Raw genomic sequence first — 13879 nt, 5'->3', positions numbered from 1 at the left:
GCCGCATGGCGGCCTGCCGGCGCGGCTCGCCGTGCGGGGCGAAGGCGTGATCGGCGTGGCCCGGGCGCGGGCCGGCGACCTCGTCCGGCGCGAGACGCTGCTCGCCGGGCCGGTCTTCAGTCCACGGCTCAAGGTGCGACGCCTGATCGCCCGGATCGACCGGGCCTGACGCTCACACGGAGACCGGAGCGCCCCGCCGCAGGTGCTCGTCCAGCCGCGGCATGATCTCGACGAAGTTGCAGGGGCGGTGCCGATAGTCGAGCTGCTGCGCCAGGATCCCGTCCCAGGCGTCGCGGCAGGCGCCGGGGGAGCCCGGCAGCACGAAGATATAGGTCGCCCGCGCCACGCCCGCGGTCGCGCGCGACTGCAGGGTCGAGGTGCCGATCTTGTCGTAGGAGATGCGGTGGAACACCGCCGAGAAGCCATCCATGCGCTTCTCGAACAGCGGCTCCAGGGCCTCGGGCGTCACGTCGCGCCCGGTGAAGCCGGTGCCGCCGGTGGTGACGACCACGTCGATCGCCGGATCGCGGATCCAGGCCTCGACCTGGCCGCGGATCGCCGGAACCTCGTCCGGGACGATGGCGCGGCCCGCCAGCCGGTGCCCGGCCGTGCCGAGGCGCTGGACCAGGGTATCGCCGGAGCGGTCATCCTCGAGCCGGCGGGTGTCCGAGACGGTGAGCACGGCGATGCCGAGGGGAATGAACGGGCGGTCCGGGGGGGTCGCAGCGGTCATGCTCGGCTCCTGTCGAGAGCATTGCGGGCGGGACCGCTCACCGATCCTGCGGACGACAATGCGCCACACGCGCGCGGGGCATGTCCGTGAGACGGATCACGGATAGGCCTCGCGCGTCGGCCCCGATATGGGGCCGCGCCGGCGCCGCGTCACGGTGCGTCAGCGCGCCGCGAACAGGTCCGGCCGGCGCAGGCGCAGAGCGTAGACGAGGACGAGGGTCTTCATGTCGGCGATGGTGCCGTCGTCGCTCATGCGCGCGATCGCCTCGAGGGGCAATTCATGCACGCTGATCGCCTCGTGCTCCTCGCTGAGGCCGCCGCCGGGGCCCGCCCTGTCGGCCTGGCCGTAGGGCGCCAGGAACAGATCCATGCGCTCGGTGGAGATCCCGGGCATCGACCACGCGCTCGCCACCGGCTCCAGGGCGCCGAGACGCAGGCCCGTCTCCTCGTAGGCCTCGCGGCGGGCGCCCTCTGCGGGGTCGGTCTCGTCGAGGATGCCGGCCGGCACCTCCATCACCTCCGGCGGCCCCTCCGCGAACAGGACGGGCGCGCGGAACTGCGAGATCAGAACCGCGACGCGCCGCTCGGGATCATAGGGCAGCACCGCGACCGCCCGCCCGTGATCCTCCATCTCCCGTTTGACCCGGCTTCCGTCGGCCATCGTCACCTCGGCGACGAGAAAACGGGCCCAACCGTCGTGGATGAGACGGGTTCCGCCGATAATGGGTGCCATGCGCATCCTCTGGAGAAGGGGCATGCCGGCCCCGGGAAGCGCCGGCCGGATGCACCGCGAATGCGGCGCCAGCACGAACGGCTCGGGGCGATTCGTGGATTCCGAGGGCGTGACCCGGCGCTATCCCGCACCGCCGGCCGCGCCGCGGCGGATGGTGAAGCGCAGATGCGGCCCCGCGCGCTCGGTCGCGTCGAGGTGATCGCCGGTCTCGCGCACGAGATTCGGGATGTCGATCGCCGCCATCGGGTCGGTGCAGGTGACGCGCAGGCGCGCGCCCGCGGGCAGGCCCCGCAGGGCCCTGGCGGTCCGCAGCACGGGCAGCGGGCATTTCAGTCCGCTGAGGTCGAGATCGGTCTCGTCGGTCATGGTCACGCGCGAAAAGGCCCCGCCGGCAGGACCGGCGAGGCCTCGAACGTCCGATGCGGGCCGGCTCTTACCAGGCGTAGCCCGGGGCGTAACCGTAGCCATAGGCCGGATAGCCGTAGCCATAGCCGTAACCGGCCGGGGCGTAGCCGTAGCCGTAGGACGGGTAGCCGTAGCCGTAGCCGCCGTAATAGCCGTAGCGCGGGGCCGCGCTCGCGGCGATCGCGCCGCCGATCAGGCCGAGCGCGGCGCCGGCGGCAAGGGCGCCGCCCACATTGCGGCGGTAGCCGTAGCCACGGTAGCCGTAGCCGCCGTAATAGCCGCGGCGCCAGCCGACTGTGTCGACCGTGGCGGCGGTGCCGCCGACCTGAACGCCGGTCAGCGCCGGCAGGGGCGCAGCCTGCGCGGTGCCGACGGTCCCGGCGGACATGCCGAGGGCGGTCGTGCCCGCGAGGGCGAGAGCCATGAAACGCGACATGATCGCTGTCTCCTGAGGTTGAGATGCCCTGAAAAACGGCCTCGCTGCCGTTCCGTTCCGGGCTAATCCGTCCGGCGGCGCGCGGTGGTGCGCGGCGACACGCCCCACGCCGGATCGGCTCGATTTGGGCGGGATGGCGGATCCGGCTCCGCGGGAGCCGTCGCGGGCGGCCCGATTCAGAAGACGCATTCCGCGAAGGCCGGCTCGACCGAGCGCTGCCAGCGGGTCTCGTAATCCTCGAGCCGCTGCTCCGCCAGCGAACGGCCGGCGGCGACGATCGCCTCCAGCGGCTGCAGGTAGCGCGTCTCGTCGCGGCCCGCTTCGTCGCGGCGCGCCCGCGCCTGCAGCCCCGCCCGGGCGATGGCGAGAGCCTCGGCCGCGACCGCGCCGAGGCTGCGCCCGCCGCAGCCGCAGACCGGGGTGGCGAGGCCGAGACGCGGCACCGTGGCGCGCATCGCCTCGCGCGTCTGCGCGCTCCAGCCCTTGGTCAGGTCGAGGGCGGCGTCGAGGGCGGCCTCGTCGTAGAGCAGCCCGGTCCAGAAGGCGGCCTGCGCGGCGATCATCTCGGGGCCGCCGACATCGGAGCCCCGCATCTCCAGGAAGCGCTTCAGGCGCACCTCGGGAAAGGCCGTGGAGGCATGGTTCGCCCAGTCCGAGACCGTGGCGTACTCGCCCGGCAATTGCGGGAGCTTGCCCGCCATCAGGGCCCGGAACGAGGCGCCCGAGACGTCGTGGTAGATGTCGCCGCGCTTGACGAAGTACATCGGCATGTCGAGCAGCCAGTCGACATAGCCCTCGTAGCCGAAGCCCGCCTCGAAGGCCTGCGGCAGCATGCCGGTGCGGTCGGCGTCGGTGTCGCGCCAGATCTCGGAGCGACGGGAGAGGTAGCCGTTGGGCCGCCCGTCGGTGAAGGGGGAATTGGCGAAGAGCGCGGTCGCCACCGGCTGCAGCGCCAGCGAGGCGCGCAGCTTGCGCACCATGTCGGACTCGGAGGCGAAATCGACGTTCACCTGAACGGTGGAGGTGCGCAGCATCATGTCGAGGCCGAGGGTGCCCACCTTCGGCATGTAGCCGGCCATGATGCGGTAGCGGCTCTTGGGCATGACGGGCGTTTCCTCGCGCCGCCATTTCGGGCTCATGCCGAGGTCGAGGAAGCCGATGCCGAGGGGATCGGCCACCCGCCGCACGGCGGAGAGGTGCTCGTCGAGCTCGCGCACCGTGGCGTGGACGTCGGGAAGCGCCGCGCCCGAGAGCTCGAACTGGCCGCCGGGCTCGATCGAGATCGCTCCGCCGCCATCGGAATGCAGGCCGATGATGGTGCCGAGATCGGTGATCGGCTCCCAGCCGGTCTCGCGGGCGAGGCCGTCGAGGAGCGCGCGGACACCGCGCTCGCCATCATAGGGCACCGGCTCGCGGGTCTCGCGGTAGAAGGGGATCTTTTCGTGCTCGGTGCCGATCCGAAAGCGCTCGCGCGGCTTCTCGCCTTCGGCGAACCACGCGACCAATTCGGCGCGCGTGGTGATCGGGGTCGAGTCTGAGGTGTCGCGCGCCATGCGCCGCCCGTCCGTAACATCGGTGGTGTGCGGAGAGGGACACGCACCGGCGAGCCAGGGTCATGCCCGTCGCACGGGATGTCGTGCGCTTAATCCAGCGGACAAGGCGGGACAACGCACGCGTCCTGGCACACCAAGCTTCGCAGCGCGGCGGCGGTCTCCCGCCGGGCCGCGCGGTGTGCGTTCGCGCACATGCGATGGTCAGCGCGCGTCGCCGAGCACCGCCTGGACGAGGGCGAGCACGGCGACCGCCGCCGTGTCCGCCCGCAGGATGCGGGGGCCGAGCGAGAGGGCGACCGTGTTGGGCCGGGCCCGGATCCGCGCCCGCTCCTCCTCGGAGAAGCCGCCCTCCGGCCCGACGAGGACGGCGAGCGGCGGGGGGGCCGCCGGATCCGCAGCGCCGCGGAGCGCCGCGACGGGATCGGAGACCGGCGCGTCCTCGTCGCAGAACACGAGGAGGCGCTCGGCCTCGAGGGCCTCCAGCGCCTCGGGCAGGCGCACGGCCTCCGCGAGGTCGGGAATCGCCAGGATCCCGCACTGCTCGGCCGCCTCGACCGCGTTGGCGCGCAGGCGCTCCAGGTTGATCCGCTCCCCTTGCGTGTAGCGAGTGAAGACCGGCCGGATCGTGCCCGCCCCGAGCTCCACCGCCTTCTGCGCCAGGTAGTCGAGGCGCGCGCTCTTCAGGGGCGCGAACAGGTAGTGCAGGTCGGCGCGGACCGTCTGCGCCCGCACGCGCTCCAGCACGTCGAGATCCGCGCTCTTGCGACCGGAGGGGGCGAGGCTCGCCCGCCACTCGCCGTCGCGGCCGTTGAACAGCAGCACCGGGTCCTCCGGCTTCCGCCGCAGGACGTTGAGCAGGTAGTTCGCCTGCGCTCGGTCGAGGGGCAGGCGCGCGCCGGCGCGCAGCTCTGCCTCCACAAACAGGCGGGGCGCGGTGAAGTCGTAGGCCGGCATGGCGGTCTGGTCGCGCGCGGGCGCCGCCCTGTCAACGCATCGGCCGGAATGTTGCCGAAAGGTTACGCGCCCGGAATTTGAAGCGCTTGCCAACAGCGGCACGCGCGTGGAGCCGCCCCAGGGCCTCGCCGCTTGATTGACGCCACATTCCTATGGCGAAGCGAAACCAAGGCAACGACACGACACCGAAACCGAGACAACACGGCCGGCAGCCGCCGGAGGATCCGGGCCCGCGCGCCCCGCGGATCCGGCGCGAGAGGCGGTCCCGGCAGGCGGATCAGGAGACGAGGCGCATGGCATTCCGGACCTTCGCACTGGCGGCTGCGGCGCTCGCCGGCTGCACCCTGCTCAACGCGGCGGCCTTCGCCCAGTCGGCCGAGTGCGGCGCCATCCAGAAGACCCTGGAAGAGCGCAAGGCCCTCGTTCAGCGGGCGAACTCGGCCTCGAACGCGAAGAAGAAGATGACGCCGGCCGAGGCCTGCGCCCTGTTCGGCAAGATGCAGACCAACGGACTGCAGGGCATCAAGTGGATCGAGGCCAACAAGGAGTGGTGCCAGATCCCCGACTCCTTCACGGAAGGCTTCAAGGCCGACCACCAGAAGGTCGTCGGCATCAAGACGAAGATCTGCGGCATGGCTGCCCAGGCCGCCAAGATGGAGGCCCAGGCCAAGGCGCAGGCGGCCAATGGCGGCGGCGGCGGCCTGCTCGGCGGTCCCGGCCTGACCGGCTCCTTCAAGCTGCCGCAGGGCGCGCTCTGAGCCGAATCCGGGGTCTGACGTGCCTTCGGCCGGTGGCGTGAGCGAAGCGGGCGACGGCCGCGTCGCCGATGCAGTGGCAGGCCACTGGGTCGATCGCATCGCCCCGCGCGGGATGCGCCCCTATCTGCGGCTGGCCCGGATCGACCGGCCGATCGGCTGGTGGCTGCTGGTCCTGCCCTGCTGGTGGTCCGCGGCGCTCGCGGCGACTCATGCCGGACGGCCCTGGCCGGATCCCTGGCACCTGCTGCTCTTCCTCGTCGGCGCCGTGGCGATGCGGGGGGCGGGCTCGACCTATAACGACATCGCCGACCGCGACCTCGACGCGCAGGTCGAGCGCACGCGATCGCGACCGCTGCCGTCGGGCCAGGTCCGGCCGCGCGCAGCCGCCCTCTTTCTGGTTGCGCAGGCGCTCGTCGGCCTCGCGGTGCTGGTGCAATTCAACGCGGGCGCGATCCTGATCGGCCTGTGCTCGCTGCTGCCGGTCGCGGTCTACCCGTTCATGAAGCGAGTCATGTCGATGCCGCAGGCCGTGCTCGGCCTCGCCTTCGCATGGGGGGCGCTGATGGGGTGGGCGGCCGTGTTCGGCCGGCTCGATGCGGCGGCCCTGCTTCTCTACGCGGGCAGCGTCGCCTGGGTGATCGGCTACGACACGATCTACGCGGTGCAGGACATCGAGGACGACGAGATCGCCGGGATCCGCTCCTCGGCCCGCCTGTTCGGGGATCACCTGAAGGCGATGGTCGCCTCGTGCTACGGGCTTGCCGCGCTCCTCGTGGCCCTCGCAGTCCACGCCGCGGGCGGCGGGGCTCTGGCTTGGGCAGGGGCCCTCGCCTTCGCCGGGCATCTCGCCTGGCAGGTCCGGCGCCTGCGCCCGCGTGACGGCCTGGGTGCCCTCACGCTGTTCCGCTCGAATCGCGGGGCGGGGCTGATCCTGTTCGCAGGCCTCGCCGCCGACACCCTGGCCCGCGGCTGGATGCCGTAGGCCGCTGGCGGACGGCCTCAGCTCCGGGCGATGATCTCCTTCTCGCCGCGGTGGATCAGCGGGCGCACCGGCAGCCGGCCGGTCTTGCGGCGCACGAGGAAGCGCGGACGGCGGTTGCAGAGCGAGCCGTGGCGGCGGCGCATGCGGGTGCGGCCGAGGGCGAGCCGACCGATCTGCTGCGAGACCGGGCTCAGGGTCCCGTCCTCACGGAGGATCATCCGGACCAGTCCGGCCTTGGCGGCCGCATCGCGCCACACGGCCACGACCTCGTCCTCGCAGAACGGGCCGAGCTCCGAAAAGGTCGCTCCCTCCGCATCGGTGAGGAGGAGGACGAAGCGATCCTCGCCGCATTCCTCGCTCTCGTCCGTGGCGAAGGCGAGGGCGATGCCGGCAGGCTTAGACCCCTGCCCGCCACCGAAGATCGGCAGGCGGCTCGGGGTCAGCGCCGGGAGAGGGCCGACGACGCCGTCCTGGCAGAGATGTTCTGGCCGGCTCCGGTCAATCATGCGCTCAGTGTTCATCTGCTTGATGCCCTGTTGCAAGTGGCGGCCTCTGTCGGGCCGTCCGTTATGCAGGGGAGATTGCACGCAGATCTCCTCCGGGCGGCTTAAGAGCCAGAGTTAAGCGAGTCTGGACTGGCACCTGATGCGCGGAATGCTCAACGCTTCCTTGCCCGGAAAAGGCGGATGCGCGACATCGGCACTGCGGCCTCGTGTGGCATCGCGATCCTTGTGACCCTTCGCAGCGCACCGTAGAACGGATGCAGCGCCGGATTCCCGTCCCGTTCCAGGCCCCGCGCCGGGCGACCGGTCGATGCGGCCTTCGATGTCAGGTCGCCGCCCTCGAACCCGATACGGACCGCGATGACCGAACCGCTCCCCGCCGACGCCGTATCCGACCTGATGCCGGCTTTGCGCGGCGTGATCCGCGAGGCGGCCGAGCTGGCGCTGCCGTTTTTCCGGGCCGGCGGCCATACCACGGCCCGGGTCTGGTCGAAGGCGGGCGGCTCTCCGGTGACCGAGGCCGACGTCACCGTCGACACCTTCCTGAAGATCCGCCTGAGCGAGCTGGTCCCGGACGCCGCGTGGCTCTCCGAGGAGACGCAGGACGATCCCGCCCGGATCGGACGGGACCTCGTCTGGATCGTCGATCCGATCGACGGGACGCGGGCCTTCCTCTCGGGCCATCCCGACTGGTCGATCGCCGTCGCCCTGCTGTCGCGGGGCGAGCCCGTGCTCGGCGTCGTCAACGCCCCGGCGCTTCAGGTCTCCTACGAGGCGGTGCGGGGCCGGGGCGCCACGCGCAACGGCGCGGCGATCACCGTCTCGGCCCGGGACGCCCTCACGGGCGCGCGCGTGACCGGGCCGAAGCCGATGTTCGACCGGCTGCAGCGCGGCGTCGGTCGCGGCGGAGCCCCGGCCGACTTCACGCTGATCGAACGGATTCCCTCGTTGGCGCTTCGCCTCGTGCGCGTGGCCGAGGGCGCGATCGATGTCGGCCTCGTCACCGCCAATGCCCGCGACTGGGATCTCGCGGGGGCCGACCTGATCCTGCGCGAGGCCGGCGGCCTCGTCTGCGACCTTGCCGGCCGCGTGCCGGCCTACAACCAGCCGGATCCGGTGCACGGGGAGCTCGTCGCGGTGACGAGCCCCTTGCGCGATCCGGCGCTGGCGGCCTGGGCCGGCGGCGCCTGAGGGCGCCGCGAGCCGCTGATTCTCGCTGTTTCGGAAGAAGACCGACCGTCAGGCCGTCTCACGCAGGGTGAGCGCGGCGGGCGCGAGGCCGAGGCGCTCGGCCAGATGCCAGCGCAGCTCGCGCTGCGAGTGATAGTCGTAGGACCGGTCGATGAGATGGCTGAGATCAGCCTTGCGATGGCCGGATTTGGCCGCCTCGTTGAGGCTGCGCACCCGGAAGGTCGGCGCGTCGGTGACGGGCGACCGCGCGCCGCGGCGGCGCGTGAACTCGAACAACATGTCTTTTCTTGATTCTCTTGTGTCTGAGGCAGGTGATGCCCGGTCCGTCATGCGGCCGGCTCCTGCAGTGCTGGTATCAGGTGTCCCGTCCGGCGCGACCGGTCCCGGAGGACGGCAGCGTCGGATGGTTTTGGTGGCGCGGGGCCGGCCGAGACTCAGGCCGCGGGTCGGGCCCCGCCAGGGGGGCCCGCCTCATAGGCCGGAGGCTGCTCAGGCAGCCTGGAGGTTGCCGGCCGCGTCCTTGCCGCTGCGCTTGTCGGGCACGATGTCGTAGGCAATCTTCTGGCCCTCGACGAGATTCCGCATCCCGGCGCGCTCGACAGCGGAGATGTGGACGAACACGTCCTTGCCGCCATCGTCCGGCTGGATGAAGCCGAAGCCCTTGGTCTCGTTGAACCACTTCACGGTGCCAGTATTCACGTATAGTACCTCGTGTCGTCCATGAGACAATCGTTCGTCCGCCCGGGGGCGCACGGTTCGACGTCCTCAGAAAGTCTTGCAGAGCTTGGCGGGGCGCGAGACGCTCAACCTTCAGCAGCGTCGGTCTCGGTGCTTAGCCCCCCGCAGTCCTATCTAGGCGCTCCTTGCGGCTGCAACAAGGCGAAGGCCCGATCCAATTTCCCGCCCGGCTGCGGCCTTTCGGCCGCCGGGGCGCGTGCGGCCCTGTGAATCGGCGCGGGCGCGGTGCATATTGGGATACGCGTTCAGGCAGTTAGTGCCTCTCACGGAACGCCTGCCGCGCCGTCGTGGCCGGCGGGAGAACTCCCGGCGATCGGGCGTTTTTGTGAGGAGCACGTCGGCGATCTCTCAGGCGGTCCATGGCAGGCATTTCGGTTTCGTTGGAAGGGGCCAACATCCAGCTCTCCTTCCAGAAGGACGATCAGGCGACGGCGGTTGTGATGGATGCCCGCGCCGCCCGTGCGCTGGTACGCGCCGTGGGCCAGCTTCTTACCGCGATCGATGAAACCGAGGAACCGGACCTGCCCGAGGATCTGAGCGAGGAGGATGTCGCGATGCTCGACGTCACCTCCTCGGCGATCGAGGTCGGCACCGACGAGCAGGGACAGGCGGTGGTCGCGCTGCAGGCCGGCGCCCTGCCGCCCTTCCAGTTGCGCCTCACGGACGAAGAGGCCCGCCACGTCGCGACGAGCCTCTCCGAGATCCTGAACGCCCCGCGCGACGTGCGGACCTCGCACGGGGGGCACTGACGGCGGATGCCCCTCCCCCGTGGAGGGGAAAGGTCCGGTTCGCTACATCCGCGGGCCCGGATCGGTCGGCTGACCGGGGAACACGTCGGGCTCGGAGCCCGGACCGCCGGGCTCGTCGATGCCCGGGTCATTGACCGGATAGGGCGTGCGCGGACCGGTCGGCCCGATATCCGGCAGCTCGTCGGGCTGGGGCGGGGGCGGCAGGTCGCCAGGCGTCGGGTCGGGAAGGCCGGGATTGGCCATGCGCGCATCTCCGTGGCTGTCGAGGTATGCCGGGTCAACGGAGCGGCGTTCCGGGGGGTTCCGGGTCTGGCTCCCGCCCGCCCTCCGCAGGGCAGGTCCGCGCGGACCGGACGGAACGGCCCGCCTCCCTCCTTGTTGCACCCGACACGATCAACAGGAGACGCCGGAATGCCGGACATCAAGCAGGCCAAGGTCCTCATCCTCGCCACCGACGGTTTCGAGGAGACGGAGCTGACCGTGCCGCAGGCGAAGCTCAAGGAAGCCGGCGCCACGGTGCATGTGGTCGCCCCGAAATCGCGCGAAGCCAAGGAGTCGATCCGCGGCTGGGACAAGACCGATTGGGGCAAGAACGTCGCGGTCGACCGCGATCTCGAGGAGATCGACGCGTCGGCCTACGACGTGCTCGTCCTGCCGGGCGGCCAGATCAACCCGGACAAGCTGCGCCTCGAGGCCAAGGCGCTCGAGGTGATCAAGGGCTTCCTCACCTCCGGCAAGGTGGTGGCCGCGATCTGCCACGCGCCCTGGCTGCTGATCGAGGCGGGCGCGGTGAAGGGCCGCGACGTCACCTCGTTCAGCTCGATCAGGACGGACGTGATCAATGCGGGCGGGCGCTGGCACGACAAGGCGGTGGTGACCGACCAGGGCATCATCACCAGCCGCAATCCCGGCGACCTCGATGCCTTCTGCGCCAAGATCATCGAGGAGGTCCGGGAGGGCCGCCACGAGCCGCGCCAGCTCGCGGCCTGACGACACCAGAACCCCGAACGAAGAAGGCCCGCACGCCGTCGGCGTGCGGGCCTTCTTCGTTCGAGCTATCCGGCCGGGCACCCCGCGGAGCCTCGCGCAGGGGCCCTCCGGACCCTGCGCGAAGGCACGCTTCAGTTAGCGTCCTCGTCACCCGGCTCGAAGGATTCGGGGGCGGTCGATTCGGCGCTCGCCACGGGCGTGGGGGCGCTGATCGTCGAGGGGACGTTCACGCCGTCGCGCTTGTAGATGTCGTCGCGGAACTGGACGAGGCCGTCCGGGGTCGACCAGGCCGTGATGTAGGTCCAGTAGACCGGAACCGGCTGGGTGAGCGTCGCATCCACGCGCTTGCCGCTCTCGATCGCCTGCTCGACCTGCTCCCGGCCCCAGCCGGGCGTGTCCTTCAGGAGCCAGGTGATGTACTCGCGCACGTTCTGCACGCGCACGCAGCCCGAGGAGATGAAGCGGAAGTCGTCGCCGAACACGCCCTTGGTGTTCGTGTCGTGCATGAACACCCCGTACGGGTTCGGGATGTTGATGCGCACGATGCCCATCGAATTGAAGTCGGCGCCGGAATCCTGCCGGTAGGTGTAGCGGGTGCCCTCGTCCGAGAACCAGTTCACCGCCTTCGGCGACACTTCCTGGCCGTTCGAGAGGATGCGGATCCGGTTGTCCGTGAGGTAGTTCGGATCCTTCTGCATCTTCGGGATGAGGTCCTTCTTCACGATCGAAGCCGGGACCGTCCAGGTCGGGTTGAAATTGATCTGCGTCGCCTTGGTGTTCATGATCGGCGACTGGCGGTCGATCTTGCCGACGCCGGCCGCGTGCAGGGTCACCACCTGGCCGTTCTCCACCGTCTGGACCAGAGCGGCGGGGATGTTGGTGATGACGAAGCGGCGGCCGAGATCGCCCGAATAGGAGCGCAGGCGGATCGCGTTGATCTCGAGCTGGCGCAGGCGGATATCGGCCGGCACGTTCATGGCCTGCTGCGTGGCGAGGCTCATCGCGCCGGTCTGGCTGAGGCCGTGGCGGGCCTGGAAGCGCTTCACGCCGGCCGCGACATAGGAATCGTACACGCCGGAGGTGCCGGCCGCCGGGTCGAGGTCGCCCGTCACGATCAGGCGCTGACGGACGGCCGCGACGGCCGGGCCCTTGGCGCCGACGCGCAGGCGGTCGGCGCCGTTGACCGGGCGCCAGCCGCCGCGGGACACGATCTCCTTGTAGCGCTCGACCATCTGCTCGGTCGCCGCCACGGTCTGCGGCGACAGGATCGGCGTCGAGGAGCGCTGCACCTGCATGGCGGCGGGCGAGGCGTAGTCCTGCGCCCATTCGGCCTGGGCGAATCCGCCCGAATCACGGGCGGGCGCGACGGTGGCGGTGGCAGCGGTGGCGAGGAGCGCGAGGCTCGCGGAGACCCGCAAATTGGCCAGTTTCAGCATGGCTTTAAGTGGCTCTGGTCTGTTCTGGTGGTGACAACCGGATCGACGGCCCGGATCGGCCGCAGATCCTCGTGACCGCCAAGGTGTCGAGGTGCCGTTAAGAACCCATGTGGACCGGGCCAGAATGTGGCACGCAGGTGCGCAGGCGCACGCGCCGCCGCGGTGATGCCGCGCCGCGACAGGATTCCAAGCGCGGCCGTGGCAGATATGGCGCGCCAGCCCCGGTTGGGATAACCGCATTCCATGGCAGCGCGCCGGACGGACACAGGCGAGAGGTGGAGAGGCGCACGCGCGGTGATCGCGGTGCTCGCCCTCTACGCGCTCGTCCTGCAGGCCTTCCTCGGCGGCCTGATGCCGCTCGCCGGCCCCGGCGACATCCACTGCGCGCCGGCCGAGGCGGCCGGACAGGCCCCTGGCGCCGCGTCGCACGACAAGGCCTCGCACGACCATGCCGCCTGCTGCGTGGCGGCGCAGGCCGCCGCCACCGCTTTGCCGGGCCGCGAGCCCGCCGTCACCTCTGCGCGGCCCCGCCCGGCCGCCGCTCCGGTCGCCTGGGCCGCGACCGCCGACTTCAATCCACGGGCGCCGCCCGGCGCCCTGCCCCATCCGCGAGGTCCTCCCGTCGCCTGAGCCGATCGCCCCCTCTCGATCCCTCGGACAACGGACCTCATCGATGACTCTTCAGTTCCGCGCCGGCCTCCGTGCCGGCCTCAGCGCCGCGCTCCTGATCTCCGGCCTCGCCGCCGCCGAAGCCCACGCCGTCCTCGAGCGCAAGGAAGCCACGCCCGGATCCGGCTATCGCGGCGTCGTGCAGATCATGCACGGCTGCGACGGGAAGCCGACGACCCGCGTCAGCGTCACGATCCCCGAGGGGATGATCGGCGCCAAGCCCATGCCGAAGCCCGGCTGGGTGATCTCGACCGCCCGCGGCGCCTATGACCGCCCCTACCAGTCCTTCCACGGGACCGTGTCCGAGGGTGTGAAGACCATCACGTGGAGCGGCGGCGAATTGCCCGACGACGAGGTGGACGAGTTCACCTTCTTCGTGCGCGTCACCGACGCCTTCGCCCCCGGCGCCACCGCCTTTTTCCCCGTCGAGCAGGATTGCGCCCAGGGCGGCTATCGCTGGAGCGAGATCCCGGCCGCGGGCCAGAGCGCGCGCGACCTGAAATCCCCGGCGCCGGCCGTGCGCATCGTGGCCGCCGCCCAGAAGGCCGCGGCCGCGCCCGCCCCCGTGAAGGCGGGCGACCTCACCATCGAGACCCCGTGGCTGCGCGCGACGCCGGCCGGCGCCAAGGTGGCGGGCGGCTACGTCCGCATCACCAATGCCGGGACCAGCCCCGACACGCTGACCGCCGCCTCGATCCCGCTGGCGGGCCGCGGCGACATCCACACCATGTCGACCGAGAACGGCGTGATGAAGATGGCTCCGCTCCCCGAGGGCCTGACCATCAAGCCCGGCGAGACGGTCGAGCTGAAGCCCGGCGGCCTCCACCTGATGTTCGAAGGCCTGACGGGCGCCCCGAAGGCCGGCGAGAGCGTGCAGGGCTCGCTCACCTTCGCCCGCGCCGGCACGGTTCCTGTGACCTTCACGGTCGCCCCGATCGGCGCCATGGCCCCCGGCACTTCGGCCGGCGCCGCGGGCGGCGGCCACCACAACCACTGACGCCGCGCGTCCGGGCCGCCCCGCCGGGGCGGCGCCCGGACGGGCGAGCCGAC

18 protein-coding genes are annotated in these 13879 nt (G+C 71.3%); 7 read left to right on the top strand and 11 right to left on the bottom strand.

All coding sequences use genetic code 11. From position 1 onward, the window contains the following. Nucleotides 1-172 precede the first annotated feature (172 nt). The 6 genes from moaB to MET9862_RS25730 form a co-directional block, all read right to left on the bottom strand. Nucleotides 173-733 carry a molybdenum cofactor biosynthesis protein B gene (moaB, locus tag MET9862_RS25755; protein ID WP_142585816.1) on the bottom strand — a complete coding sequence of 187 codons (561 nt, stop codon included), beginning with the start codon at nt 731-733 and terminating at the stop codon, nt 173-175. A 159-nt stretch (nt 734-892) separates the two neighbouring features. Beyond that, on the bottom strand, nt 893-1465 hold the full coding sequence (locus MET9862_RS25750; RefSeq protein WP_142585815.1) for an NUDIX domain-containing protein: 573 nt from the start codon (nt 1463-1465) through the stop codon (nt 893-895). Nucleotides 1466-1585: 120 nt separating this feature from the next. Beyond that, on the bottom strand, nt 1586-1831 hold the full coding sequence (locus MET9862_RS25745; RefSeq protein WP_142585814.1) for a sulfurtransferase TusA family protein: 246 nt from the start codon (nt 1829-1831) through the stop codon (nt 1586-1588). 67 nt (nt 1832-1898) lie between these two features. Further along, nucleotides 1899-2306, bottom strand: coding sequence for a hypothetical protein (locus MET9862_RS25740; RefSeq protein ID WP_142585813.1), 408 nt, complete (start codon nt 2304-2306; stop codon nt 1899-1901). Between the two features lie 176 nt (nt 2307-2482). Beyond that, nucleotides 2483-3859 carry a glutamate--cysteine ligase gene (locus tag MET9862_RS25735; protein ID WP_142585812.1) on the bottom strand — a complete coding sequence of 459 codons (1377 nt, stop codon included), beginning with the start codon at nt 3857-3859 and terminating at the stop codon, nt 2483-2485. A 201-nt stretch (nt 3860-4060) separates the two neighbouring features. Then, the gene (locus tag MET9862_RS25730) at nt 4061-4813 is read right to left on the bottom strand and encodes a 16S rRNA (uracil(1498)-N(3))-methyltransferase (protein WP_142585811.1); all 753 of its coding nucleotides are present in this window, start codon (nt 4811-4813) and stop codon (nt 4061-4063) included. A gap of 293 nt (nt 4814-5106) precedes the next feature. On the opposite strand from MET9862_RS25730, the gene MET9862_RS25725 reads away from it, so the two are divergent. Next, complete coding sequence (locus tag MET9862_RS25725) at nt 5107-5571, top strand: hypothetical protein (RefSeq protein ID WP_142585810.1); 465 nt, start codon at nt 5107-5109, stop codon at nt 5569-5571. Nucleotides 5572-5608: 37 nt separating this feature from the next. Next, complete coding sequence (gene ubiA, locus MET9862_RS25720; RefSeq protein WP_142585809.1) at nt 5609-6553, top strand: 4-hydroxybenzoate octaprenyltransferase; 945 nt, start codon at nt 5609-5611, stop codon at nt 6551-6553. 17 nt (nt 6554-6570) lie between these two features. On the opposite strand, the gene MET9862_RS25715 is transcribed toward ubiA, so the two are convergent. Next, nucleotides 6571-7059, bottom strand: a complete 489-nt coding sequence (locus MET9862_RS25715) for a DUF6101 family protein (RefSeq protein ID WP_244612911.1) — start codon at nt 7057-7059, stop codon at nt 6571-6573. A gap of 357 nt (nt 7060-7416) precedes the next feature. Here MET9862_RS25715 and MET9862_RS25710 point away from each other — a divergent pair, with 357 nt between their 5' ends. Next, nucleotides 7417-8247: an inositol monophosphatase family protein gene (locus MET9862_RS25710; protein WP_142585808.1), complete on the top strand. Its 831-nt coding sequence runs from the start codon at nt 7417-7419 to the stop codon at nt 8245-8247. A 48-nt stretch (nt 8248-8295) separates the two neighbouring features. Here MET9862_RS25710 and MET9862_RS25705 read toward each other — a convergent pair whose 3' ends face one another. Both MET9862_RS25705 and MET9862_RS25700 read right to left on the bottom strand, forming a co-directional pair. Continuing rightward, nucleotides 8296-8526, bottom strand: coding sequence for an AsnC family transcriptional regulator (locus tag MET9862_RS25705; protein ID WP_142585807.1), 231 nt, complete (start codon nt 8524-8526; stop codon nt 8296-8298). Between the two features lie 210 nt (nt 8527-8736). Then, nucleotides 8737-8946, bottom strand: coding sequence for a cold-shock protein (locus MET9862_RS25700; RefSeq protein ID WP_142585806.1), 210 nt, complete (start codon nt 8944-8946; stop codon nt 8737-8739). Between the two features lie 398 nt (nt 8947-9344). Between MET9862_RS25700 and MET9862_RS25695 the strand changes: the two genes are divergently transcribed. Continuing rightward, nucleotides 9345-9734 (top strand): hypothetical protein, encoded by a 390-nt coding sequence (locus tag MET9862_RS25695; protein WP_142585805.1) that lies wholly within the window; start codon nt 9345-9347, stop codon nt 9732-9734. A gap of 42 nt (nt 9735-9776) precedes the next feature. Here MET9862_RS25695 and MET9862_RS25690 read toward each other — a convergent pair whose 3' ends face one another. After that, nucleotides 9777-9977, bottom strand: a complete 201-nt coding sequence (locus MET9862_RS25690) for a hypothetical protein (RefSeq protein WP_142585804.1) — start codon at nt 9975-9977, stop codon at nt 9777-9779. 168 nt (nt 9978-10145) lie between these two features. Between MET9862_RS25690 and MET9862_RS25685 the strand changes: the two genes are divergently transcribed. Then, nucleotides 10146-10724, top strand: a complete 579-nt coding sequence (locus MET9862_RS25685) for a type 1 glutamine amidotransferase domain-containing protein (RefSeq protein WP_142585803.1) — start codon at nt 10146-10148, stop codon at nt 10722-10724. A gap of 131 nt (nt 10725-10855) precedes the next feature. Here MET9862_RS25685 and MET9862_RS25680 read toward each other — a convergent pair whose 3' ends face one another. Then, nucleotides 10856-12160, bottom strand: a complete 1305-nt coding sequence (locus tag MET9862_RS25680; RefSeq protein ID WP_142585802.1) for a L,D-transpeptidase family protein — start codon at nt 12158-12160, stop codon at nt 10856-10858. A 294-nt stretch (nt 12161-12454) separates the two neighbouring features. On the opposite strand from MET9862_RS25680, the gene MET9862_RS25675 reads away from it, so the two are divergent. Next, nucleotides 12455-12790 carry a hypothetical protein gene (locus MET9862_RS25675; RefSeq protein WP_306438913.1) on the top strand — a complete coding sequence of 112 codons (336 nt, stop codon included), beginning with the start codon at nt 12455-12457 and terminating at the stop codon, nt 12788-12790. Nucleotides 12791-12833: 43 nt separating this feature from the next. Beyond that, a complete protein-coding gene (locus MET9862_RS25670; RefSeq protein ID WP_142585800.1) occupies nt 12834-13826 on the top strand; it encodes a DUF1775 domain-containing protein in 993 nt (330 codons plus the stop codon). Nucleotides 13827-13879 lie beyond the last annotated feature (53 nt).

Origin of the sequence: Methylobacterium symbioticum (assembly GCF_902141845.1) — a bacterium.
GTDB lineage: Bacteria > Pseudomonadota > Alphaproteobacteria > Rhizobiales > Beijerinckiaceae > Methylobacterium > Methylobacterium symbioticum.
This window is presented reverse-complemented; position numbering and strand designations above follow the sequence as displayed.

Coding starts and splice junctions, on each gene's coding strand:
- MET9862_RS25735 (WP_142585812.1), bottom strand. CDS start 3,859: ATGGCGCGCGACACCTCAGACTCGACCCCGATCACCACGCGCGCCGAA.
- MET9862_RS25715 (WP_244612911.1), bottom strand. CDS start 7,059: ATGATTGACCGGAGCCGGCCAGAACATCTCTGCCAGGACGGCGTCGTC.
- MET9862_RS25740 (WP_142585813.1), bottom strand. CDS start 2,306: ATGTCGCGTTTCATGGCTCTCGCCCTCGCGGGCACGACCGCCCTCGGC.
- MET9862_RS25710 (WP_142585808.1), top strand. CDS start 7,417: ATGACCGAACCGCTCCCCGCCGACGCCGTATCCGACCTGATGCCGGCT.
- MET9862_RS25685 (WP_142585803.1), top strand. CDS start 10,146: ATGCCGGACATCAAGCAGGCCAAGGTCCTCATCCTCGCCACCGACGGT.
- MET9862_RS25680 (WP_142585802.1), bottom strand. CDS start 12,160: ATGCTGAAACTGGCCAATTTGCGGGTCTCCGCGAGCCTCGCGCTCCTC.
- MET9862_RS25750 (WP_142585815.1), bottom strand. CDS start 1,465: ATGGCACCCATTATCGGCGGAACCCGTCTCATCCACGACGGTTGGGCC.
- MET9862_RS25670 (WP_142585800.1), top strand. CDS start 12,834: ATGACTCTTCAGTTCCGCGCCGGCCTCCGTGCCGGCCTCAGCGCCGCG.
- moaB (WP_142585816.1), bottom strand. CDS start 733: ATGACCGCTGCGACCCCCCCGGACCGCCCGTTCATTCCCCTCGGCATC.
- MET9862_RS25690 (WP_142585804.1), bottom strand. CDS start 9,977: ATGGCCAATCCCGGCCTTCCCGACCCGACGCCTGGCGACCTGCCGCCC.
- MET9862_RS25695 (WP_142585805.1), top strand. CDS start 9,345: ATGGCAGGCATTTCGGTTTCGTTGGAAGGGGCCAACATCCAGCTCTCC.
- MET9862_RS25730 (WP_142585811.1), bottom strand. CDS start 4,813: ATGCCGGCCTACGACTTCACCGCGCCCCGCCTGTTTGTGGAGGCAGAG.
- MET9862_RS25705 (WP_142585807.1), bottom strand. CDS start 8,526: ATGTTGTTCGAGTTCACGCGCCGCCGCGGCGCGCGGTCGCCCGTCACC.
- MET9862_RS25745 (WP_142585814.1), bottom strand. CDS start 1,831: ATGACCGACGAGACCGATCTCGACCTCAGCGGACTGAAATGCCCGCTG.
- MET9862_RS25725 (WP_142585810.1), top strand. CDS start 5,107: ATGGCATTCCGGACCTTCGCACTGGCGGCTGCGGCGCTCGCCGGCTGC.